Raw genomic sequence first — 22,650 nt, forward strand, 5'->3', positions numbered from 1 at the left:
TGGGGCTACGGGGCCCGCCGCGCGGCACCTGAGCCGGGACGCGGGCGGCTGCTTAGCGTGGCGCGATGCCGAAGCTGCCGCAGTCCCGCCACGTGCCGGTCGCCCTGTTCGCCGTACTGCTGGCCCTGTGTCCGACGGGCGCTCAGGCCGCGCCGCCGGCGCCCGTACCCGGTCCCGGCACGCCGCCGGTGGGTGACTGCGCGGCCACGCGGTGGCCCTGGAGCTGCCTCGCCGAGTGCGAGAGCGGGGGCGACTGGCACATCAACACCGGGAACGGTTACTACGGCGGACTGCAGTTCTGGCAGCCGACGTGGGTGGAGCACGGCGGACTCGCGTACGCCCCGCGCGCGGACCTCGCCACCCGGGCGGAACAGATCGAGGTGGCGGAGAAGGTGCTCGCCAACCAGGGTTGGAAGGCGTGGCCAGCCTGTTCGAAGCGCTACCACCTCGCCGGCCGGGTCCATGTGGTGAAGGCCGGTGACACGCTCGCCTCGATCGCCCGCCGCTACCGCGTCCGGGGCGGCTGGAAGGCGCTGCACAAGGCCAACGCGAAAGCGGTCGGCCGCAACCCGGACCGGATCCGTACCCGGATGCTGTTGGTCATCCCGGCGGTGAAGGGCCGGCCGGCGGTGAAGGCCGGGCCGGCGCGCACCTCGGTTCTGTCGCCTCTCCGCTGAACACGACCACTCCGCGGCGCAGTTCGTGCACGAAGACGGGGCGCCGCGCCGTCCCGCTCAGCAGCGCCGGCGGCATCCTCTGTTCCGCCGTCACGACCGTCGTGGCCGGGGCGAGCGCGGCGAGCAGCTCGTACGTACGGGCCGCCACCGGCGGGGACATGCCCTGCGTGGGCTCGTCGAGGAGGACGACGCGGGCGCGGGACAGGAACGCGCGGGAGACGGCCAGCATCCGCTGCTCGCCGCCGGAGAGGGTGCCCGCGCGGCGGGGCAGGAGGGCGCGTAGCGCGGGGTAGGCGCTGAGCGCCGGCTCGATGTCCTCCCGCGCGGCCAGCTCCAGGTTCTCCGCGACGGTCAGGGAGGGGTAAACGGCGTGCCTGTCCGGTACGAAGCACAGGCCGCGGCGGGCGCGGTCGTGGGCGCGCAGGCGGGTGACGTCGGCGCCGAGCCACAGGACCCGGCCGGAAGCGAGGGGCACGGTTCCGGCGAGGGCGCGCAGGGCGGTCGTACGGCCTGAGCCGTTGCGGCCGAGAAGGACGGTGGGGGAGCCGCCCGCCGGGACGGGGAGGTCCACTCCGTGAAGGGCCTCCAGGGGGCCGTAGCGGACGTGGGCGCGGCGCAGTTCCATGGCGTTGGTCATGAGGTGATGCGTCCCGCCGTCATGGTGTGCACGGTGTGGGCGATGTCGGCCACCAGGTCGAGGTCGTGCTCCACGACGAGCACGGCCATGCCGTCGGCCGCGAGGGCCGCCATGACGCGGGCAAGCCGTCGCGTCTCGGCCGTGTCGAGCCCGGCGGCGGGCTCGTCGAGCAGGAGCGTGTGCGGGCGGCCCGCGAGCGCCCTGCCGAGTTCCACGCGGCGCAGGGTGCCGGTGGGGAGGGCGGCGGCCCGGTGGTGGCGGACGGGGCCCGCGAGGTCCAGGAGCCGCAGTGCGGCCTCCAGGGCGGTGGGGTCGTCGCGTACGTGCCCTTGCTCGGCGCCGAGCGCGACGTTCTCCTCGACGGTCAGGGACGGGAACACGGCGAGCTCCTGGAAGGTCCTGGCGATGCCGAGGCGGGTGCGGGTGTGCGGGGGTGTGCGCGTGATGTCCACGCCGTTCAGTCCTACGCGGCCGGAGTCGGGGCGGAGGGTGCCGCACAGACAGTGGAAGAGGGTGCTCTTGCCGGCTCCGTTGGCTCCGACCAGGGCGGTTACGCGGCCGGGCTCGACGGTGATGTCGACGCCGTCGAGTGCGGTGTACGCGCCGTAGGTGAGGCGTAGGGCGTGGGCGGTGAGGGGGGCCCGGGGGGTGCGGTCGCGCGGGGGCCGGTCCTGGCCGGCGGGGGCCTGCGCGGCTCCGTCGCGGTGGGCTTTCCCCGGCCCGCCCCTTCCCGGCCCGGGGCTGCGCCCCGGGCCCCGTTCCTCAAACGCCGGAGGGGCTGGAAGGTGCCCGGCGGGGGAGGGTTCGGCGGCGCCGGAAGAGGCTCCACCGGTGGGCCGCCTCCGGATTCGGGTGGGGACGGGGCGGGGGAAGGAAGCCCCGGCCGGCAGGGGGAGGCGGCCCAGGAGTACCGCCAGGACGCCGATCAGCGCCGCCGCCGCGCCGCCCCCCACGCCCGCGTCCAGGCCCACCAGCAGCGCCGCCGCCGCGCACGCGCCCAGGAGGCTGTCGGCGCCCAGGACCACCACGGCGGCGAACCACAGGAGCGCGCGCACCGGGTCGTACGCCGCCGGGTCGAACGCGCGCAGGCCCATGCCCAGCATGCCGCCGCCGAGGGCGGCCAGCGCCGCGCCCGTGACGAAGGTGAGGAGCTTGAGAGCGGGCACCGGGACGCCCGCCGCCGTCGCGCCCGTCTCGTCGTCGCGCATGGCCGCCAGCGCGCGGCCCGTACGGCCGCGGCGCAGCGCGGCCACGGCCAGCAGGGCGCCGGCCAGCAGGGCCAGTTCCAGGGCGTAGTACACCCGGTCGGAATGGAAGCCCGCCGGGCGGCCCAGGCCGAGGCCGGACGTCGCGTACGGCTGCGCGAAGACGAAGCGGCTCACCGCGACCCCGAACGCCAGCGTGGTGAGCGCCAGTGCGAGGCCCCGGCGCCCGATCGCGGGCCAGCCGAGGAGGACGCCGAGCGGGGCCACCAGTGCCACCGCGACGGCCAGCGCGGGGAGTTCCGGCATGGCGGGCAGGCCGGGGAAGCGGCCCGCCGCCAGGAGCGCGGTGAAGAGGGCGCCCAGACCGGCGTACGCCGCCTGGCCCAGCGAGATCTGGCCGCCCCGGCCCGTCACGACCACCAGGGAGAGCAGGACGACCGCCAGCGCCGGGACCTGGACGGACGTGTGGAGGTCGGATCCGGCGAAGCCGAAGGGCAGGAGGAAGAGGACCCCGGCCACCAGCCACGCGACCGGCGGCGGCGCGGGGAGGGGGGACGCGGAGGCGCGCGGGAGCGCGTCGCGGGCTCCTGTCGCCGGCACCGTCAGGGCCGCGACCAGAAGGGCCACCACGAAGAGGTTCGCGCCGATCGCCTGGACGAGCGGCTCGGCCCAGGCGGCCGACGGGTGCACGCGCGTCAGTTGCGCCTGTGCGACCCCGATCGCCAGCGCCGCCCCCACCGCGACCGGCAGGCTCCGCATCCGCGCCAGCACCGCCACCGCGATCACCTCGACGACGAGGAGCGGAAGGCCGTAGGGGTCCAGGCGTACGAAAGGGGCGAGGAGTACGCCCGTGAGCCCCGCCGTGAACGAGCCGAACGCCCAGCCCGCCGCCGCCACCCGGTCCGCGTCCGTCCCGTCCAGCGCGGCCAGTGGACGGTTGTCGACGACCGCCCGCAGCTCGCGCCCGAAACGCGTCCACCGCGTCACCGCGCCCACGAGGGCGGCGAGCACCAGTACCGCCGCCAGCTGCGCCCACGGATCGCCGGAGAGCAGTACGGGCACGTCCGCGCGGGCTCCCGGGCCCCACACCAGCGCCGCGCCCCCGACCAGCAGCACGAATACGCCGATCGACGCGACCAGGGTCCGCGCCGGGTCGCTGCCGAGGACCGCCAGCGGCCGGAACACCGCCCGGTCCAGCAGCAGTCCGATGCCGGGGGCGACCACCAGCAGCGTCACGGCGGCCGCGAGGGGCAGCGGCCAGTCCCATTCCACGGCCAGTTGGCGCAGTACGTACGCGCAGACCATGGCGATCGCCCCGTGCGCCAGATTCAGCACACCGGTCGCGCGGTAGGTGACGATCAGTCCGATGCCGGTGAGCGCCGCCGCGCTGCCGACGGCGAGCCCCGCCAGCGTGAGGTCGTACGTCAGCGACGACACGGCGTCAGGCCTCCGGCGACGGGTCCGGGGGCTCGCAGACCGGGCAGAGGCCCAGCCCGGCCGGGGCGTCCGGTGGCGCGGCCCCCGGTTTGCCGGTGACGAGCGGGCAGTCGGGCCGGTGGAGGAGTGTCCCGCCGGGGACCTGGACGAGCGGGCCTTCGGCGGACGGCGGCGCGGGTACCTCCAACGGCTCCGCGCGGGCGCCCTCGTCCGGGGCCGCCGGCCCCCGGTCGACGCGTGCCAGCAGCACCGCACCTGCGACGATCAGCGCCGCGCCGGGCACCGTGCAGGAGGCGATGTACGGGAGCTGCCGCTCGGCGAAGCGCTCGCCGGACACCCCGTACCAGCCGATCACGCACAGCACCGCCCCGCAGACCAGGGCCGCCGGACCGGCCCACAGCAGGAGGGGACCAAGCGCGGGACGCAGTGGTCTGTCGTGCGGTCGCGTCCTCGGCACCGGGACCCCCTCGAGGCACTTGTCGGGGCTGTACGAGCCTGTCCTTCGCGGCGGATACGTTGCACTATGCCCTGAAGCGACAGACCCTGGAAGCATCGGGCCGGACGGCCCGCTCGGACACCCGGTGGTGAGCCAGATGGTCCTCGTCAGGCACCCTCGTACTGCGGCGTGGGCAGCCGTCGCAGTCCTGATCCTGGTCCCCGCGGCCGCCGGCTGCGGGGACGGCTACGACGGTGGCGGCGGCGCGACGCCGCCGACTCCGTCGGTCAGCACTCCGGCGACTCCGGAGGCGGACGCGCCCGCCGACGAGGCGGCGGCCAGGGCGGAGGTCGAGAAGAACTGGAAGACGTTCTTCGACCCCAAGGCGTCGGCGGACGAGAAGGCGAGGGTGCTGCAGAACGGCGAGCGGTTGCGGCCCCTGCTCACCGCCTTCGCCAACGACTCGAACGCCAGAAGGTCCTCGGCGGACGTCACCGACGTGAAGTTCACCTCCGCCACCGAGGCGGACGTGACGTACGACCTGCTCGTCGGCGGACAGCCCGCGCTGCCCGACAGCAAGGGCACCTCGGTGCTCCAGGACGATGTGTGGAAGGTCTCCGTCAAGACCCTGTGCGCGCTGGTCGAGCTCAGCGGCAATGCGGCTGTTCCGGGCTGCTGAAGTCCTGCTGCTGGCGGCGCTCCTCCTGCTGAGCGCCGCATGCGGGAGCCGCCTGCCCGAGCGTGACTTCGAAGGCGGTCGGAGTTCCCCGCCGCCCGCCCGGGAGGAAGGGCCGGTACGTATCGGCATCATCACCAGCGCAACCAGCCCGGTAGGCGGAGCGGCCTTCGCGGGGCCCAGGGACGGCGCCATGGCCTACTTCGACGCGCTCAACGCCGACGGCGGCATCGACGGCCGGAAGGTCGAGGTGTTCACCTGCGACGACGGCGGCAGCGGGGTCGGCAACAACGACTGCGTGCACCGGCTCCTCGACGAGCGGAAGGTCTTCGCGCTGGTCGCGACGACGGCCCTGGAGTACGCGGGCGCCCCCCGCGTCGCCGCCGCGGGCGTCCCCGACATCGGGGGCCAGCCGATCGGCCCGGCGTACGAGACCTACCCCCACCTGTACGGGATCTACGGCAGCGAGGCGCCCCGCGCCGGCGGAAAGCCGGGCTGGAACGGCACGCTTTACGGCGGCACCGAGGTCTACCGCTATTTCAAGCGCGAGCACGGCGCGCGCACCGCCGCCGTGGTCGCCTACAACCAGGCCGCGTCGGCGGCGTACGCCCGGCTCGTCACCGAGGGCCTGAAGGCCGAAGGCTACCGGGTCGTCACCGAACAGGTGGACTTCGCCCTGCCCAACTTCCGCGCCGTGGCGGCGGACCTCAAGGACCGCGGGGCCGACCTGGTCTTCGACGCCCTGGACACGCACGGCAACGCCCAGCTGTGCGAGGCCATGGACGCGGTCGGCGCGGACGTCACCGCCAAGGTGACGAATGTGCAGAACTGGTCGTCAGCGGTACCGGTGGACTTCAAGGAGGCGCCGCACTGCCGCAACGCCCTGTGGGTCACCGGGGCCAGCCGCAACTACGAGGACGTGGTCCATCCGGCGGTACGGGAGTTCCGTACGGCAATGCGCGGGGAGAGGAAGGACCGGGCGCTCTCCCAGTGGCAGTTGGAGGGCTGGGCGGCCGCGATGTGGTTCGCGGACGCCGCGAAGTCGTGCGGGCAGCGGCTCGCACGGGGGTGTGTCGAGGCGTACCTGAACCGCGAAGAGCCGTACACCGCACGGGGACTGCTGCTTCCCGTGTCGTACGAGCGACGGGCCGAGCCGCCCCGCTCGAAACGCACGTGCCTGTCGGTGGCGCGGTGGCGGGACGGGGCGGGCTGGGTGACGCAGGGCGGCGACATGACGCGCAACTGCTTCACCGTTCCGCAGCTTCCCTACCGACCCTGATGCGTGGAACAGCGGTTTGGTTGCGCGCTTGCGCTATCGATGTCACAACCGTATTAGAACGATTTGATCCGACTCAGATCAATCAGTTTCCGCCCAGTACAGTCCATTTCTGAAAGCAGTCGGACATGACCGGTCCGCTGGAGATCTGGGGGTCGCGTCGGCGTATGCACATCTCTTTTCTGCTCCACAACGCGTACGGCATCGGGGGAACGATACGTACGACGTTCAACCTCGCCCAGACGCTGGCCGAGCGGCACGACGTCGAGATCGTCTCGGTCTTCCGCCACCGCGACGAGCCGGTGATGGGGGCACCCGCCGGTGTGCGGCTGGACTATCTGGTGGACCTGCGGAAGAAGAGCCACGGATACGACGGCGACGACGAGCGGTTCGCGCGCCCCGCGAAGGTCTTCCCGGTGGGCGACGGCCGCCACAAGCAGTACAGCCGCCTCACCGACGCCCGTCTCGCCGCCCATCTGGGCTCCACGGAGGCGGACGTCGTCGTCGGCACCCGCCCCGGACTCAACGTGCACATCACCCGGCAGACCAGGCCCGGCCCCGTGCGCGTCGGCCAGGAGCACCTCACCCTCGCCGGCCACAGCTACCGGCTGCGCCGCGAACTGAGTCACCGTTACGGTCTGCTGGACGCGGTCACCACCGTCACCGAGGCCGACGCCCACGCCTACCGCACGCGCCTGAAGCTGCCGGGCGTACGGATCGAGGCCGTGCCCAACAGCGTGCCCGCGCCGCTCGTCGCGCCGGCCGACTCCAGCGCCAAATGGGTCGTCGCGGCCGGCCGCCTCACCCCGGTCAAGCGGTACGACCTGCTCATCGAGGCATTCGCGAAGGTCGTGGCCGCCCGCCCCGACTGGCGCCTGCGCATCTACGGCAGCGGCGACGCGACCGGCGACGAGAAGGACGCCCTGCACGCGCTCGTGAACGGACTCGGGCTGCACAACCACGTCTTCCTGATGGGACCGGCCAACCCCATCGAACCCGAGTGGGTCAAGGGCTCGATCGCCGCGGTCACCTCCAGCCACGAGTCGTTCGGCATGACCATCGTCGAAGCGATGCGCTCCGGTCTGCCGGTCGTCTCCACCGACTGCCCGCACGGGCCCCGCGAGATCATCACCGACGGCTCCGACGGACGGCTCGTCCCGGTCGGCGACACCGACGCGGTCGCCGGCGCGCTCCTCGGCCTGATCAACGACGACGAGCTGCGGCGCACCATGGGAGCGGCCGCGCGGGAGAGCGCGGCGCGCTTCGACCCGGGGCACATCGCCGAGCGCCACGAGGCGCTGTTCACCGAACTGGTCTCGCGCGGCGCCCACCGCCGTTCGCGCAGCCGGTCCCGTGACGCGCTGCACCGCTCCCGGGGAGCGGTACTCGACGGGGCGTACTCCCTCCGCTACAAGGCCGCCTCCGCGCTCCGGAAAGGGCAGACCGCATGAGCAGCACCCCGACCCGCACGGAGCCGCCGCGCGCCGACTGCATCGCGGACTCGGCCGGCGGTGTCACCTTCGACATCGTGGGCGACGCGTCGCCGGGAGCGGTGCTCGTACTGCGGCGGCGCGGCGGACAGACGGCCGCGGACGTCGTGCGGCTGCCGCTCACGCCCGCCGGGGAGGGCCGGCTGCGCGCCGTCCTGCCCAGCACCGTCGAACTGGCCGAGGGGCGCTGGGACGCCTTCACCTGCCACGGGGACGAGAGCGGGGAGGAGCGCCTCGAGCCCGGCATCAGGGACCTGCGTTCGCTCGTCGACCGGGCCCCCGACCCCGGGCGCACCCAGGTCGCCGTACGCATCCCGTACCCGACCGTCGACGGCAGGCTCGCGGTGCGCAGCTGGCTGCGCGCGCCGCACGCGGAGGCCGGGACCATTGGCTTCGAGCGGGGCACGATGACGCTGGAGGGGCGGCTGTACGGCGCCGGGCTCGACGACGGGGCGGTGGCCGAGGCCAGGCTGCGCGGCGCCAGGAAGGACGTCTACCGGGTGCCGGTGACCGTCCGGGAGGACGGCACGTTCGCCTTCACCCTGCCGTACGAGCCGCTGGCCGAGGGGCGCGGCGACGAACAGCGGCTGTGGGACCTGTGGCTGTGCCCGGCGGGCGCCGAGCCGGGGCAGGCGGCCGGGATACGGGTGGGGCGCATCCTGGACGACGTCTGGGACAAGAAAGGCGTCTTCCGCTACCCGGTGCTGCCGGTCGAGGGCCCCAGGGTGACCCGGCCGACCACGGCCTGCCCGTACTTCACCGTCGACAACGACCTCAGCGTGCGCCTCGACACCGCGAAGTAGCGGAGGAGCGGCCGGGGCTTGAGGACAGTCCCTGTCCGCGAGCCCTGGCAGACTCGCCCCCATGTTGGAGACCTCGGCACGTCTGCTGCGCCTGCTCTCGCTGCTCCAGGCCCACCGCGAGTGGTCGGGCCCCGACCTGGCGGAGCGGCTCGGCGTCACCCCGCGCACCGTGCGCCGCGACGTCGACCGGCTGCGGGAGCTCGGCTACCCCGTCAACGCCAGCCCCGGCACGGGCGGCGGCTACCAGCTCGGCGCGGGCGCCGAACTACCGCCCCTGCTCCTCGACGACGAGGAGGCCGTGGCCGTCGCGGTCGGCCTGCGCACGGCGGCGGGACAGGGCATCGAGGGCATCGGCGAGACATCCGTACGCGCGCTGGCCAAGCTCGAACAGGTGCTGCCGAACCGGCTGCGCCGCCGCGTCGGCGCGCTCAACGCCTTCACCGTCCCCATGCTGCGCGGCCCGGGAACGTCCACCGTCGACGCCTCGGTGCTGACCGAACTGGCCAACGCCTGCCGGGACAGCGAGCGGCTGCGCTTCGAGTACCGCGACCACGGCGGCAGTTCCTCGCGCAGAACCGTCGAGCCGCACCGGCTGGTCTGCACCGAGCGCCGCTGGTACCTCGTCGCCTGGGACCTGGACCGCTCGGACTGGCGCACGTTCCGGGCCGACCGGATCACCCCGACACCGCCGCACGGCCCGCGCTTCGTCCCGCGCGATCCCCCGGCCGAGGACCTCGCGGCGTACGTCTCCGAGGGCGTGTCCACCGGGGTGTACGCCGCGACGGCCGTGGTCAGACTGAGGGTGCCCGTGGAGGAGGCGAGCCAGGCGGTGTCGCCGAGCGCAGGCGTACTGGAGGCCGTCGACGAGCACAGCTGCCTGCTGCGCACCGGGGCGGCGAGCCTCGACGTGCTGGTCATTCACATCATGCTGATGGGCTTCGACTTCGACGTGATCGAGCCGCCGGAGCTCACGGAGCGGATCCGGTCGGCCCGTGATCTCCTCGCGCGCGCTCTGGATCGAGGCGCGCCGGAGTGACCTGGGTGGCCCGCTGGAACGCCGCGTACTCGGGGTGGTGCAGATCGAAGGCGGGCGACTCGGAGCGGATGCGGGGGAGAGTGACGAAGTTGTGGCGGGGCGGCGGACAGGAGGTCGCCCACTCGAGGGAACGGCCGTAGCCCCACGGGTCGTCGACGTCGACCTTCGTCCCGTACCTCGCCGTCTTCCAGAGGTTGTAGAGGAACGGCAGGGTGGACAGGCCGAGCAGGAACGCGCCGACGGAGGAGATGGTGTTGAGAAGTGTGAAGCCGTCCGCCGCCAGATAGTCGGCGTACCGGCGGGGCATGCCCTCGGCCCCCAGCCAGTGCTGGACGAGGAACGTCGTGTGGAAGCCGATGAACAGGGTCCAGAACTGAATCTTGCCGAGCCGCTCGTCGAGCATCTTCCCGGTGAACTTCGGCCACCAGAAGAAGAAGCCGGCGAAGGTCGCGAAGACGACGGTGCCGAAGACGACGTAATGGAAGTGCGCCACCACGAAGTACGAGTCGGTGACGTGGAAGTCGAGTGGCGGTGAGGCCAGGATGACGCCGGTCAGGCCGCCGAAGAGGAAGCTCACCAGGAAGCCGACCGCCCACAGCATGGGGGTCTCGAAGGACAGCGAGCCCTTGAGCATCGTCCCGGTCCAGTTGAAGAACTTCACGCCGGTCGGGATCGCGATGAGGAACGACATGAACGAGAAGAAGGGCAGCAGCACCGCGCCCGTCGCGAACATGTGGTGCGCCCAGACGACCAGCGACAGCCCGGTGATGGCCATGGTCGCGCCCACCAGCATCACGTAACCGAAGATAGGCTTCCGCGAGAAGACCGGGATGATCTCCGTGATGATGCCGAAGAACGGCAGCGCGATGATGTAGACCTCCGGATGTCCGAAGAACCAGAAGAGGTGCTGCCACAGCAGCGCCCCGCCGTTCTCGGCCTCGAAGACCATCGATCCGAAGCGCCGGTCCGCCTCCAGGACCAGCAGCGCCGCCGCCAGGACGGGGAAGGCGACGAGCACCAGGATCGAGGTGAACAGGACGTTCCAGGTGAAGACCGGCATACGGAACATGGTCATTCCGGGGGCGCGCATCCCGATGATCGTCGTCAGGAAGTTGACCGCGCCGAGGATCGTGCCGAAGCCGGACAGCGCCAGGCCCATGATCCACAGGTCGGCGCCGATACCGGGGGACCGCTCCAGGCCGTTGAGCGGGGCGTACGCGAACCAGCCGAAGTTCGCGGGGCCGCTGGGGGCGAGCAGCGAGCCGAGCACGATGAGGCCGCCGAAGAGGAACAGCCAGTACGAGAGCATGTTCAGCCGGGGGAACGCGACGTCCGGCGCGCCGATCTGGAGCGGCATGATCTCGTTGGCGAAGCCGGCGAAGGTCGGGGTGGCGAAGAGCAGGAGCATGATCGTGCCGTGCATCGTGAACGCCTGGTTGAACTCGTTGTTGCTCATCAGCTGGAGGCCCGGCCTGGCCAGCTCGGCGCGCATCATCAGCGCCATCAGCCCGGCCACCAGGAAGAAGACGAACGACGTGATCAGGTAGAGATGCCCGATCTTCTTGTGGTCCGTGGTCGTCAGCCAGTCCACGATCACGCGGCCGGGCTGCCGCTGCGGACCTGGTCCCGCGACCGCCGCGGCGGTGTCCGTCTCCGTCCCCATCGCTGTGCCCCCCATCGGGCTTCAGGTAGCAGGCTGGAGACACATGATGCTCGCCCCGGCCCCCGGTCCGACAGGGTGCGTACGCCGGCGGATACGCCGCCGGGGCCGCAGGTGTTCACCCTGTCCGGTGCGGATTCTGTGGGGGAAGCGTGAATTCACGACGGCCCGTCAGTTTTGTCGGCGAGGGCGCGGCCGGGAAATTGCGGAGGGGCACTCGCGGGACTACCGGGAATGAATTCAGAACCTGCTATTGCGTGATCATTGCAGGGTCGTTCAATTCATGTCCGCGGACGGGCGGATGTCCTTTCGGGTGAAGAGGTTCCCGCCAAACGCTTGTCGTGATCCTGTGACACAAGTGTGACCGCTGAGGGATGTGGGGCGGTGACACACGGCGCGGGCCCCACCCTTCCGTCCTCGCCCCGGGCGGCCTACGGTGATCCTCATGGCACCTCTACCGACCCCTTCCGCACAGCCCGACGACGCCCCCGAGGCGTACGTCGGCCTCGATGCCGCCGAGGCCGAGCGGCTGGCCCGGGAGCGTGGCTGGACCACCGTCAGGGCGCTCCCGCCGGGCTCGATCATCACCATGGAGTACCTGGAGGGCCGCCTCAACTTCGAGGTCAAGGACAGCGTCGTCATCCGCTGCTGGAAGGGCTGACCCCACGACCCGGCCGACCCGGACACGACGAAGGCCCCGGTGGCTCCATGGAGCCACCGGGGCCTTCGCATGCGGGGCGAGGCCTGTGCGTACCGTCCCCGCGGTCTGTGGGCGGTCAGCCCCCGGCCACCGGCCGGGGCGACGTCCCGGGGCGCGCCGCGCCCGCACGGTCGGCGTGCGGCGGGCGCCGGCTGCCCGCCGGGGTGACGGGGGTCCGCTCCGAGCGGACCGCGTGGGGCCGCTGCGTGAGGTGAACGGCGCTCCTGGCGCCGCCCGTGGAGCGGCCGCCGCTGCCCGCGCCCACCGGCTCGCGGGCCGGCTGGTCGGTGTTCCGGGCGGTGGGGTGGCGCTGCGGGAAGAGGCCCGGGGACAGACGGCCGCCGGCCGGTGCGGGCCGCGCGGCGCCGAGCGGGCGGCGTGCACGCCAGGCCTCGCGCACGGCGAAGACCCAGGCCTCGGTGCGGCCGATCAGCGGCTCGAACCAGGGCAGACTCAGCAGGATCAGCAGTCCCGCCGCCCAGCCGAGCAGCACATCGCTCACCCAGTGGGTGCCCAGGTAGACGGTGGTCGCGCCGACTCCCAGGGCGACGACGGCGGAGAGCACCGAGAGCCAGCGTCTGGCCCGCGGGGTGGTGGCCAGGTAGGCCAGGATGCCCCAGGTGACCACGGCGTTGGCGGTGTGACCGGAAGGAAATATATCGCCGCCCGCGAACATCTCGGCCGAGCCGATCTCCGTCGCGTAGTGCGGGCCGAGGCGGCCGAGGCCGAGCTTGACCGCTCCCACGGTCACGTTCAGCAGCAGGAGCGAGGCGCCCAGCGTCAGCAGCGGCCGCAGCGTGTGCTGGCGCCACGAGCGCCAGCCGAGCCAGGCCGCCACCATCACGGCGGTGGGGCCGCGCTGCCCGAGCACCACGAAGTAGTCCAGGAAGGCGTGCAGTTCCGGCCACTGCTCGTACGGCCGGAACAGCATGACCTTCCAGTCGAGGGCCACCAGCCAGGACGTGATCAGCACAGCCCAGACGATGGCGATGTAGAACGCCAGCGTCGAACCGAAGAGGGCCGTACGGGTACGGCTCATCCCGGGGATCTCTATCTTCGGCGGCTCCGGTTCCCGGTCCAGCCGGGCAAAGATTCGGTCGGTACGCACTGAATCGACGTTACAGCGAGTGAGTGACAAGCCCGGCCCATCCGGCATCTTTGTGATGACGATGTGATGTGGGGTGTGTCTCACCGAGAGGGTAATTCCCGGCCGTTCGGGAAATCCAGGAGGCTCGGTGCGCAATTCATTCGGAGGCCCGCTCGTAAGAGTGAATGCGCGCCGACCAATTACGTTCACCGGAACTCAACACGGAATTTCCCGGTCCCTCATGGACCTCTCAAGATCACTTCCGGGTGTCCGGCGGGAGTCCCCGCAGGTCCGCGGCCACGTGGCGTACGCCACACCCGCCTCCCGGTCCGGTGAGAGGTGCGCCACGCGGCACGCGTGTGAACTCGCGTACTCTGACGGCTCACTCGCCCGTCGATGCCGGGCCCGCAGGGACGTTGGACGACGCCGTTCCCGCCGGTCCGCCGAGCGCGAGGGATGTCACTGGGAGGGACGCGCATGTCAGGGACGACCACGGCCGGAACACAGCGGTCTGCGGGCGCCCCCGGGCACCGGCCGGACGCCGGCGACGTGCGGGCGGCGAAGGCCGTGGCGGGCAACCGCTGGGCCGTGCTGGTCGTCCTGTGCGTCAGCCTGCTGCTGGTCGCCCTCGACGCGACGATCCTGCACATCGCGGTCCCGGCCGTCTCCGAGGACCTGCGTCCCGGCGCGATGGAACTGCTCTGGATCGTCGACGCCTATCCACTGGTCTGCGCCTCGTTGCTGATCCTGTTCGGCACGCTCGGCGACCGCGTCGGACGCCGCCGCGTCCTGCTGCTCGGTTACGGACTCTTCGGTGGGGCGTCCGCGCTCGCCGCCTACGCCGACGGCCCGCACGTGCTCATCGCGGCGCGCGCCCTGCTCGGCGTCGGCGGCGCGATGATCATGCCGGCGACGCTGTCGATCCTGCGCCAGGTCTTCCCCGACCGGCGCGAGCGGGCCGTCGCCATCGGCATCTGGACCGCGGTCGCGGCCATAGGCGCCGCCACCGGACCGGTACTCGGCGGTTTCCTCATCCAGCACTTCTGGTGGGGCTCGGTCTTCCTCATCAACATCCCGCTGATGGCACTGATCCTGCCCGTCGGCCGCTGGCTGCTGCCGGAGTCGCGGGGAAGCGGCCAGGGCCCCTGGGACGTGCTCGGCGCGCTGATGGCCGCGGCCGGTGTGCTCGGCGTGGTCCTCGGCGTCAAACGGATCGGCGGCGGCGAGGGCATCGCCGACGCCAGGACGCTGCTGCCGTTGCTCGCCGGCTCCGCGCTGCTCGTCCTGTTCGTACGGCGGCAGAGGGCGCGGACGCATCCGCTCGTCGACGTGACGATGTTCGCCCGGCCCGCCTTCTCCACCTCCGTCGGATGCATCGTCCTCGCCATGCTCGCGCTGGTCGGCCTGGAGCTGATCGCCGTCCAGTACCTCCAGCTGGTGCTCGGACTGGGCCCGCTGGAGACCGGACTGCGGCTGCTGCCGCTGACCTTCGCCGCGATGGCGGCCGGCGCCACCGGCTCGTACACCCTCCAGCGGCTCGGACCGCGCACCATGGTCGTGTCGGGCTTCGCGCTGACCGCCGCGGCCGTGCTCGTGCTGACCCTGATGGGACAGCACGACCGGCCCGCGCTGCTGACCGTCGGCTTCGTCCTGCTCGGCTTCGGGCTCCAGACCACGCTCTTCGGGGCGTACGAGTCGATGCTGAGCGAGGCCCCGGCCGAGCACGCGGGCGGCGCAGCCGCGATCGGCGAGACCTCCTACCAACTCGGCGCCGGCATGGGCATCGCCCTGCTCGGCAGCGTCATGAACGCCGCCTACGCGCCGGGGGTCGCCGCGATCCCCGGGGTCTCCTCGGCGGACAGTGCGGGCGCGGCGAACTCGCTCGGCGAGGCGTACACGGTGGCGGCCCAGATCGGCGGGTCCGCCGGTGACGCGCTGCGCACCACCGCGCGGCAAGCCTTCGTCCACGGCCTCCATGTGACGCTCTTCGTCAGCGCGGGCCTGCTGCTGCTCGGCGCGCTGGCGGCGCTGAGGCTGCCGCGGCTGATGGAATGCGGTGCCCGGGACGGCGAGCCGGAGTACGCGAACGAGCCTGCGCCGCAGGTGAAGGTCCCGGCGTGCCGGGAGCACGCCGAGCGGGCCGGGTCTGGACGGGCCGCGCGATGACCCCGTAACGTCGGCGGCGAGCAGTAACTAACACTGCTAGTTTTACGCGCATCGTGAGCCGAGCAGCCGCCGGAGGGCCAGGAATGACCACACCTTCGAAGCTTTCGAAGCTTCCGCCGTTCGACCCCAGCGACCCGATCGGCATCGACGATCTGCTGGCACCCGAGGACCTCGCGATCCGCGAGACCGTACGCACCTGGGCCGCCGACCGCGTCCTTCCGTACATCGCCGACTGGTACGAGCGCGGCGAACTCCCCGACATCCGTGAGCTGGCCCGCGAGCTCGGCTCGATCGGCGCCCTCGGCATGCCCCTGGAGGGCTACGGCTGCGCGGGCGCCTCCGCCGTCCAGTACGGCCTGGCCTGTCTGGAGCTGGAGGCCGCCGACTCCGGCATCCGCTCGCTGGTCTCCGTGCAGGGTTCGCTCGCCATGTACGCGATCCACCGCTTCGGCTCCGAGGAGCAGAAGCAGCGCTGGCTGCCCGGCATGGCCGCCGGCGAGATCATCGGCTGCTTCGGCCTGACCGAGCCCGACCACGGCTCCGACCCGGCCGGGATGCGGACGTACGCCAAGAGGGACGGCACCGACTGGGTGCTGACCGGGCGCAAGATGTGGATCACGAACGGCTCGGTGGCGGGAGTCGCCGTCGTCTGGGCACAGACCGACGACGGGAGCGGTGCTATTCGCGGATTCGTCGTGCCGACCGACGCCGCCGGCTTCTCGGCGCCCGAGATCAAGCACAAGTGGTCGCTGCGCGCGTCGGTCACCAGCGAGCTGGTCATGGACGAGGTGCGGCTGCCCGCCGACGCCGTACTGCCGGACGTCACGGGCCTCAAGGGGCCGCTGAGCTGCCTGAGTCACGCGCGGTACGGAATTGTGTGGGGCGCGATGGGCGCCGCCCGCGCCAGCTTCGAGGCGGCGGTCGACTACGCGAAGACCCGTGAGCAGTTCGGCAAGCCGATCGGCGGCTTCCAGCTCACCCAGGCCAAGCTCGCCGACATGGCGGTCGAGCTCCACAAGGGCATCCTGCTCGCCCACCACCTCGGGCAGCGCATGGACGCGGGGCGGCTGCGGCCCGAGCAGGTCAGCTTCGGCAAGCTCAACAATGTGCGCGAGGCGATCGAGATCTGCCGTACGAGCAGGACGATTCTCGGCGCGAACGGGATTTCGCTGGAGTACCCGGTGATGCGGCACGCGACGAACCTCGAATCGGTGCTCACCTACGAGGGCACCGTCGAGATGCATCAGCTCGTACTGGGCAAGGCGCTCACCGGCCTGGACGCCTTCCGGTGAGCGGCCTCGCCCATTAGCTCTGGTTGAAGAAGCCGTTCGTGTCGCGGCCCGCGGCCTCACCGCTGACGACCTCGGTGTCGGCGGGACTCAGCAGGAAGACCCGGTTCGCGACGCGCTCGATCGAACCGCGCAGGCCGAAGGTGAGGCCGGCGGCGAAGTCGACGATGCGCTTGGCGTCGGAGGGCTCCATGGACGTGAGGTTCATGATGACCGGGACACCGTCCCGGAAGAGCTCGCCGATGCCACGCGCGTCCCGGAAGCCGTCCGGGGTGACCGTGGCGATCCTGGGGCTCTTGTCGTCGGCGGACTCGGAGACCACCTTGACCCGCGGGTCCGTGACCCAGGGCTCGGCAGTCTCGTTGTTTCCCTCGGCGTACTCGTCGTCGTAGTAGCGGTCGTCGTCGCTGTCCTCGACGAGCCCGAGCCAGGCACTGGCCTTGCGCACCGATCCCATGGGACGCCTCCTTTCACCGCGGTCGGTCTGTGTACCGCTCCCCCTATGGTCGTCCATCATGCGGATTCCGCGCCAAGTGGATAGCCGCCGCGCAGGGGATTCGTGACGGTACTGGTGCAGAAGTTGTGGCGGTTCGTCAAGGTTCCTCCTGTGTCCGGCTGCTGACAGAGTGAAAAATACGACCGTCGGGCCACACGGGTGACGAGGGGGACGGACGGGTGAACACGAAATCGCCGAAACCTGCTCGGTACGATGCGGGCCGCACCGTCTCACGACTCCTGGGGGAGCGCCTTGTTCGGAATCGTCAGGCCTTGCAGCCATCGGCTCTCGGAGGGACTCCGAACCGAGTGGATGGCTCATCTGTGCGGGCTCTGCCTGGCACTTCGCGGTGACCACGGCCAGCTCGCGAGGGTCGTCACCAACTACGACGGGCTGATCGTCTCAGTTCTGACGGAGGCTCAGTCCGAGCGGGTCACGGGGGCGCGGCGCACCGCAGGCCCCTGTCCACTGCGCGCGATGCGCACCGCGCCCGTCGCCCAGGGCGAGGGCGCCAGACTGGCGGCCGCCGTCTCGCTGGTCCTGGCCTCGGCGAAGGTACGGGACCATGTCGCCGACCGGGACGGGATGCTGGCCCGCAGGCCGGTGGCCGCGGCCGCGCGGCGGGTCGCCGCCGGCTGGGACAGGGCCGGCGCGCGTACGGGCGCCTCGTTGGGCTTCGACACCGCACTGCTGGTCGACGCGGTGGACCGGCAGGCCGGGATCGAGGCGCTGGCGGGCCCCGGCACCTCGGTCCTGACGGTCACCGAACCGGCCGAGACGGCGACCGCGGCGGCCTTCGCGCACACCGCCGTACTCGCGGGCCGGCCGCAGAACGCGGCGCCGCTCGCGGAGGCGGGCCGGCTCTTCGGGCGGCTCGCGCATCTGCTGGATGCCGTCGAGGACCTGCAAGCTGACGCTGCGTCGGGTGCGTGGAACCCGCTGACGGCGACCGGCACAGGCCTGGCCGAGGCGCGCCGCCTGTGCGACGACGCGGTGCACGGCGTACGGCTGGCGCTGCGCGACGCGCACTTCACCGACGCCAGGCTGGCGCACGTACTGCTGGCGCACGAACTGAGCCGCTCGGTGGACCGGGCGTTCGGTACGGCGGCCTGCGGCCACCAGGGGCAGGCGCAGGCGTACGGGGCGCCGCCGTCCATGTCCGGGAACAGCGGCAGTGGACCGTACGGCTCGAACAACCCCTACGGGGGTGGCGGGCCGGGGATGCCCGGCGGGGGGCACGGCGGTTACGGCGGTTCTGACGGCCACGGCGGCCCTGGTGGTCCGGGTGTGCCCGGTGGTCCCGGTGGGATGCCGCCCGGGTTCATGGGCGAGCCGCCCAGGCCCGGCAGGCGCGGGTTCTGGGCCGGTTGCGCCGTCGCTGTCGGACTGTGCTGCACGTGCAGGCTCTGCTGTGCCTCGGAGTACGAAGGGCCCTGGTCGCGGAAGAAGCGCGAAGGCCTCTGCCACAAGTGCGACTGCGACTGCTGCGAGTGCTGCGGGTGCGACTGCTGACGCGGGCGGAGTCCCGGGCTCCCTGTGCCCGCGGTGCCCGTGTGGAAAGGTTGCGCGCATGAGCTCAGACCCCCAGCAGGACTGGAAGCACTGGCACGAGCAGCGCACGGAGACGGTCTCGGCGCCGTACGGTCCGCTTTCGCTCACCGGCACGCACTGGCTCTCCGACCACCCGGAGGGCCGTGTCCCGGACGTGCCGGGCCGGTGGACGGCCGAGGGCGACGAGGTGGTCCTGACCGCCGCGCCCGAGGACGGGATCACTGTCGACGGGGAGCCTCTGGCCGGCGCGACCGGGCTGACCGCGGACACCGGGCCCATCCCGGAGTCCCGCGTCGAGGCCGCCGGGCGGCGGCTGGTCGTGCTCCGCCGCGAAGGGCTGTGGGCGGTCCGGGTCTTCGACCCCGAGTCCCCGGCGCGGCGTGCCTTCGCGGGCATGGAGGTGACGCCGTACGACGCGAAGTGGGTGCTGGCGGGCCGGTTCCTCCCGTACGCCGGAGGGCGCACCACGATCCGGATCGCGAACGCGGACGGGCGTGAGCGCGGGCTCGGTCTCGCCGGAGAGATCGCCTTCGGCATCGGCGGCGCCGCGCACACGCTCCAGGTCGCCGTCGAGGACGACGGCTCGCTCTGGGCGGTCTTCGCCGACGCCACGGGCGGAGCCGGCTCGTACCGCTTCCGCTTCCTGCGGCCGGCCGCCCCCGCGGCCGACGGCACGGTGAGCGTCGACTTCAACCGGGCGCTGCTGCCGCCGTGCGCCTTCGCCGACCACTTCATCTGCCCCTTCCCGCCGCCGGGCAACACCCTGCCGGTTCCGGTTCCGGCGGGGGAGCGGCGGCTCTCGCCGACGGGCGGCCGCTGACCCCGGCCGGGGACAGCGCACGTACAGGGCGGCGGTGAACGGCGCCCGGCCCCCCGGAGGCCGAAAGGCGCCCTTGCGCGGGCAGTTGACGCCCCGAATACTCCCGAGGAGCGCTTGTCAGGGGCACAACCTGTCCGGATTCCGGACCGGTTTACTGACTGCGCCTCACGGGCCCGTCTCACCCCACGAACGGGCCCCCTACTTCCCCCCGGGAGGAACGAAAAGTGAGGATCAAGCGCACCACCCCCCGCAGCGGTATAGCGAGACGATCCCGCGTGATCGCCATCACGGCAGGACTCGTCGCCGCGGCCGCGCTCGCCGTACCGAACGCCAGCGCCGACACGGCGCGTACGTACAGCGCCAACCAGCTCACCTCCGCGAGTGACGCGGTCCTCGAGGCGGATGTCCCCGGCACCGCCTGGCACATCGACAAGGCGACAAACGCCCTGGTCGTCACGGCCGACAGCACCGTCTCCGCCGCCGAGATCGCCAAGATCAAGCGGGAAGCCGGGACGAACGCGAGCGCGATCCGGGTCGAGCGCACCCCCGGCAAGTTCTCCAAGCTTCTCGCCGGCGGCGACGCGATCTACGCCACCAGCTGGCGCTGCTCGGCGGGCTTCAACGTCCGCAACAGCGCGGGTACGTACTTCTTCGTGACCGCCGGCCACTGCACCGACGGCAACCCGCCCTGGTACACCAACTCCTCCCGCACGACGAGCATCGGCCCGACGGCCGGGTCCAGCTTCCCGGGCAACGACTACGGCCTCGTGCGGTACGCCAACACCTCGCTCGCGCACCCCGGCACCGTCGGCAGCCAGGACATCACCAGCGCGGCCAACGCGACCGTCGGCATGTCCGTCACCCGTCGCGGCTCCACCACCGGTACCCACAGCGGTTCCGTCACCGGCCTCAACGCCACGGTGAACTACGGCGGCGGCGACGTCGTCTACGGCATGATCCGCACCAACGTCTGCGCCGAGCCCGGCGACAGCGGCGGCCCGCTCTACTCCGGCACCCGCGCCATCGGCCTGACCTCGGGCGGCAGCGGCAACTGCTCCTCCGGCGGTACGACCTTCTTCCAGCCGGTCACCGAAGCGCTGAGCGCGTACGGCGTCAGCGTCTACTAGGCGGGCCCGAGCCCGAAGACCGCAGCCAGCAGCAGGTTGAGTCCCCGTCCGGTCGACCGGACGGGGACTCACCGTCGCACAAAGGAACCCCGCTGTTGCCCGACGCACGCCCCGGCCCCCTCCCTGACCCTCTGCCCGGCCCGCACCAGGACCCGCCGCCCGCCCCGCCCTCCGACCCACGCCCCGACCACGGCCTGAACGCCGCGGACGCCCAGCGGCGGCTCCGCCGCAGTCCGCTGCTGTTCACCGCCCCGCTGGTGCTGGTCCTGGTCTTCGTCGCGATGCTGGTGTGGGAAGTCGTCCGCAGCAACGTCCCGCGCTCGGTGCGGCAGGACTGGCCCCTGAAGCTGGAGCTCCTCGACACGCAGACCCTCGGCAGCCTGATAGCGGTCGGCGCCGGTGTGGTCTTCGCCCGGGCCCAGTACGCCCGTACCGCGCGGCCGCTGCTCGCCTGGCGTGCGCGGTGGGCGACCGGGGAGCTCGGCGAAGGGGTACGTGCCTGGGAAGTCGGGGTGTTCAACGGCGGCCAGCACAACGCGGTGGTCGAAGAGGTGGCCTACCGGGTGGAGTTCCGGGAGCGGGAAGGAGTCCGGCGGCACCCGGCGGAGTGGACGGACTTCACCGGCCTGGTCGATGTGCTGAGCGAGGCGGGACTCGGCTTCGCCAGGGACTACCGCTGCGAGATCCTGGGCGCCGGGTTCCCGATGATCGGGTCCGGCAGTTACGAGACCGCGCGGGCGGGCGCGTTCACGGAGCGGTTCGTCTGTGAGGTGCGGGTGCTGGACCTGAGAATGCGCGTCACGGACTCCGTGGGCGACAGCCACGAGCGGACCATGAACCTTCTCAAGGGAGCCGGTCTGGAGCTGATGGGACGGTGACCTCCGGCCGCCGTGACTCCCGCGACTTCTGTGTCGACTTCTGTCTCCGTGACTCCTGCGACTACGCGCCGTCGAGCAGCCAGGTGAAGATGCCGGGCAGCGCGGGTACGGCGTGGAGGTGCGCGGCGTCCGGCGCGAATACGGCCGTCGCGCCGGGAATGCGGTCCGCCAGCCAGCGGGAGTGACCGACGGGGGAGAAGACGTCACGCTCGCCGTGCCACAGCAGCGCCGGCACGGTGATGTCCGCCGGATCGAACCCCCACGGGCGGGCGGAGGCCATGATGTCGTCGAGCCATCCGTACGACGAACGACGCAGCGCCTCCTGGAAGTTGGCGAGCAGCATGGCCCTGATTCCGGGGTCCGAGCAGATCTCGCGTTCGCCCTCGGAGAGCTCCGCGTCCAGTTCCTCGAGCAGCCGGGCCGGGTCCTCCCTGATGCCTTCGGCGCGTATGGCGATCCGGGCCGCGAGTCCGTCGGGGTCGGTGGTCGCGGCGCCGTAGTCCCGCACGTTGGAGGGCGCCATGCCGGCGAACCAGTCGAGGCCTTCGGCGTCCCGGGGAGCGAGGCTCACCAGGGCCGCGGCGCGGGTGACGCGTTCGGGGAGAAGGGCGGCACAGGCCAGGGCGTGGGAGGCGCCGCCGGAACGGCCGGCCACCGCGAAACGGTCGAAACCCAGTTTGTCGGCGATCGTACGGACATCCTCGGCGGCATCGGCGATGCCGCGGCCGGGGCGGCGGCCGGAGCCTCCGTAGCCGGGGCGGTCGTAGACGATCAGCTGCATCCCGGCTCTGTCCTCCGCCATGCGGCGCGGGGCGGCGCCGAGTCTGCTGCCGGGGGTGCCGTGCAGCAGGAACACAGGAGCGCCGCGCGGGTCGCCGATGCGGTCCACCGCCAGCCGCCGTCCGTCAGGCGTTCGCATCGCTGGACGATACCCCATGCGTGAACGGGCCATGCCGGAACCGCAGTTGTCGAAATTCGCGCGCACGGCGCCGGAATCCGGACCGCAGGGGCGAGTACCGGACAGGACTAGTCCTCACCCGCTGCTGCCCGGGTGGTCGCACGCGGTGTTCGCGAACGTGACCGGTACAGGCGGTGCCCGGCTTGTAAAGACGCGGGGGGCGTGCGGAGGTTGTCGTGTGCGCGTCCTGAAGTCGACCTTGTGTGCTACCGATCGGCCTCGGAATAGTGGGCGTCCTCCGGATC

Annotated in this window: 20 protein-coding genes; 13 read left to right on the plus strand and 7 right to left on the minus strand. The window is 72.1% G+C overall.

All coding sequences use genetic code 11. The features are described 5' to 3' along the window. Positions 1-65: 65 nt before the first annotated feature. On the plus strand, positions 66-677 hold the full coding sequence (locus ACWIHY_RS08130) for a transglycosylase family protein (protein ID WP_454374807.1): 612 nt from the start codon (positions 66-68) through the stop codon (positions 675-677). Here the strand turns inward: ACWIHY_RS08130 and ACWIHY_RS08135 are convergent. Genes ACWIHY_RS08135 through ACWIHY_RS08145 form a run of 3 tightly spaced genes read right to left on the minus strand, consistent with a single transcriptional unit; the run spans position 601 to position 4,413 of the window. After that, positions 601-1,314 carry an ABC transporter ATP-binding protein gene (locus ACWIHY_RS08135; RefSeq protein ID WP_454374808.1) on the minus strand — a complete coding sequence of 238 codons (714 nt, stop codon included), beginning with the start codon at positions 1,312-1,314 and terminating at the stop codon, positions 601-603. The two genes, ACWIHY_RS08130 and ACWIHY_RS08135, sit on opposite strands and share 77 nt — an antisense overlap. Further along, positions 1,311-3,956, minus strand: a complete 2,646-nt coding sequence (locus ACWIHY_RS08140) for an ABC transporter permease subunit (RefSeq protein WP_454374809.1) — start codon at positions 3,954-3,956, stop codon at positions 1,311-1,313. The genes ACWIHY_RS08135 and ACWIHY_RS08140 overlap by 4 nt, the downstream gene beginning before the upstream one ends. A 4-nt stretch (positions 3,957-3,960) precedes the next feature. Beyond that, a complete protein-coding gene (locus tag ACWIHY_RS08145; RefSeq protein ID WP_454374810.1) occupies positions 3,961-4,413 on the minus strand; it encodes a hypothetical protein in 453 nt (150 codons plus the stop codon). A gap of 136 nt (positions 4,414-4,549) precedes the next feature. On the opposite strand from ACWIHY_RS08145, the gene ACWIHY_RS08150 reads away from it, so the two are divergent. The 5 genes from ACWIHY_RS08150 (at position 4,550) to ACWIHY_RS08170 (ending at position 9,673) form a co-directional block, all read left to right on the plus strand. Continuing rightward, positions 4,550-5,071, plus strand: a complete 522-nt coding sequence (locus tag ACWIHY_RS08150) for a hypothetical protein (RefSeq protein ID WP_454374811.1) — start codon at positions 4,550-4,552, stop codon at positions 5,069-5,071. Then, entirely contained in the window at positions 5,049-6,347 is a 1,299-nt protein-coding gene (locus ACWIHY_RS08155) for an ABC transporter substrate-binding protein (protein WP_454374812.1), read from the plus strand. The genes ACWIHY_RS08150 and ACWIHY_RS08155 overlap by 23 nt, the downstream gene beginning before the upstream one ends. Before the next feature lie 164 nt (positions 6,348-6,511). After that, entirely contained in the window at positions 6,512-7,795 is a 1,284-nt protein-coding gene (locus ACWIHY_RS08160) for a glycosyltransferase family 4 protein (RefSeq protein ID WP_454374813.1), read from the plus strand. Continuing rightward, positions 7,792-8,637 (plus strand): hypothetical protein, encoded by an 846-nt coding sequence (locus tag ACWIHY_RS08165; protein ID WP_454374814.1) that lies wholly within the window; start codon positions 7,792-7,794, stop codon positions 8,635-8,637. Before ACWIHY_RS08160 ends, ACWIHY_RS08165 begins: the two co-directional genes overlap by 4 nt. A gap of 61 nt (positions 8,638-8,698) precedes the next feature. After that, positions 8,699-9,673: a helix-turn-helix transcriptional regulator gene (locus ACWIHY_RS08170; RefSeq protein ID WP_454374815.1), complete on the plus strand. Its 975-nt coding sequence runs from the start codon at positions 8,699-8,701 to the stop codon at positions 9,671-9,673. Here ACWIHY_RS08170 and ctaD read toward each other — a convergent pair. Next, positions 9,606-11,336 (minus strand): aa3-type cytochrome oxidase subunit I, encoded by a 1,731-nt coding sequence (gene ctaD, locus ACWIHY_RS08175; RefSeq protein WP_454374816.1) that lies wholly within the window; start codon positions 11,334-11,336, stop codon positions 9,606-9,608. The two genes, ACWIHY_RS08170 and ctaD, sit on opposite strands and share 68 nt — an antisense overlap. Positions 11,337-11,778: 442 nt before the next feature. Between ctaD and ACWIHY_RS08180 the strand changes: the two genes are divergently transcribed. After that, positions 11,779-11,994 (plus strand): I78 family peptidase inhibitor, encoded by a 216-nt coding sequence (locus ACWIHY_RS08180; protein WP_454374817.1) that lies wholly within the window; start codon positions 11,779-11,781, stop codon positions 11,992-11,994. 115 nt (positions 11,995-12,109) lie between these two features. Here the strand turns inward: ACWIHY_RS08180 and ACWIHY_RS08185 are convergent, their stop codons facing one another. Continuing rightward, complete coding sequence (locus tag ACWIHY_RS08185) at positions 12,110-13,141, minus strand: phosphatase PAP2 family protein (protein ID WP_454374818.1); 1,032 nt, start codon at positions 13,139-13,141, stop codon at positions 12,110-12,112. 456 nt (positions 13,142-13,597) lie between these two features. On the opposite strand from ACWIHY_RS08185, the gene ACWIHY_RS08190 reads away from it, so the two are divergent. Both ACWIHY_RS08190 and ACWIHY_RS08195 read left to right on the plus strand, forming a co-directional pair. After that, positions 13,598-15,286 carry an MFS transporter gene (locus ACWIHY_RS08190; protein WP_454374819.1) on the plus strand — a complete coding sequence of 563 codons (1,689 nt, stop codon included), beginning with the start codon at positions 13,598-13,600 and terminating at the stop codon, positions 15,284-15,286. 83 nt (positions 15,287-15,369) lie between these two features. Continuing rightward, positions 15,370-16,578 (plus strand): acyl-CoA dehydrogenase family protein, encoded by a 1,209-nt coding sequence (locus tag ACWIHY_RS08195; protein ID WP_454374820.1) that lies wholly within the window; start codon positions 15,370-15,372, stop codon positions 16,576-16,578. A 13-nt stretch (positions 16,579-16,591) separates the two neighbouring features. Here ACWIHY_RS08195 and ACWIHY_RS08200 read toward each other — a convergent pair whose 3' ends face one another. Continuing rightward, a complete protein-coding gene (locus ACWIHY_RS08200) occupies positions 16,592-17,032 on the minus strand; it encodes a cell division protein SepF (RefSeq protein WP_454374821.1) in 441 nt (146 codons plus the stop codon). 291 nt (positions 17,033-17,323) lie between these two features. On the opposite strand from ACWIHY_RS08200, the gene ACWIHY_RS08205 reads away from it, so the two are divergent. The 4 genes from ACWIHY_RS08205 to ACWIHY_RS08220 all read left to right on the plus strand — a co-directional run bounded on the left by ACWIHY_RS08205 (position 17,324) and on the right by ACWIHY_RS08220 (position 21,447). Further along, entirely contained in the window at positions 17,324-18,583 is a 1,260-nt protein-coding gene (locus tag ACWIHY_RS08205) for a DUF5685 family protein (protein WP_454374822.1), read from the plus strand. 58 nt (positions 18,584-18,641) lie between these two features. Next, positions 18,642-19,442 carry a DUF1684 domain-containing protein gene (locus ACWIHY_RS08210; protein ID WP_454374823.1) on the plus strand — a complete coding sequence of 267 codons (801 nt, stop codon included), beginning with the start codon at positions 18,642-18,644 and terminating at the stop codon, positions 19,440-19,442. Positions 19,443-19,666: 224 nt separating this feature from the next. Next, complete coding sequence (locus ACWIHY_RS08215; RefSeq protein ID WP_454374824.1) at positions 19,667-20,569, plus strand: S1 family peptidase; 903 nt, start codon at positions 19,667-19,669, stop codon at positions 20,567-20,569. Between the two features lie 95 nt (positions 20,570-20,664). Further along, positions 20,665-21,447, plus strand: a complete 783-nt coding sequence (locus tag ACWIHY_RS08220; RefSeq protein ID WP_454374825.1) for a hypothetical protein — start codon at positions 20,665-20,667, stop codon at positions 21,445-21,447. A gap of 61 nt (positions 21,448-21,508) precedes the next feature. Here ACWIHY_RS08220 and ACWIHY_RS08225 read toward each other — a convergent pair whose 3' ends face one another. Beyond that, on the minus strand, positions 21,509-22,366 hold the full coding sequence (locus ACWIHY_RS08225) for an alpha/beta fold hydrolase (RefSeq protein ID WP_454374826.1): 858 nt from the start codon (positions 22,364-22,366) through the stop codon (positions 21,509-21,511). Between the last annotated feature and the right edge of the window lie 284 nt (positions 22,367-22,650).

It is taken from the genome of Streptomyces sp. NPDC055287, assembly GCF_053646035.1.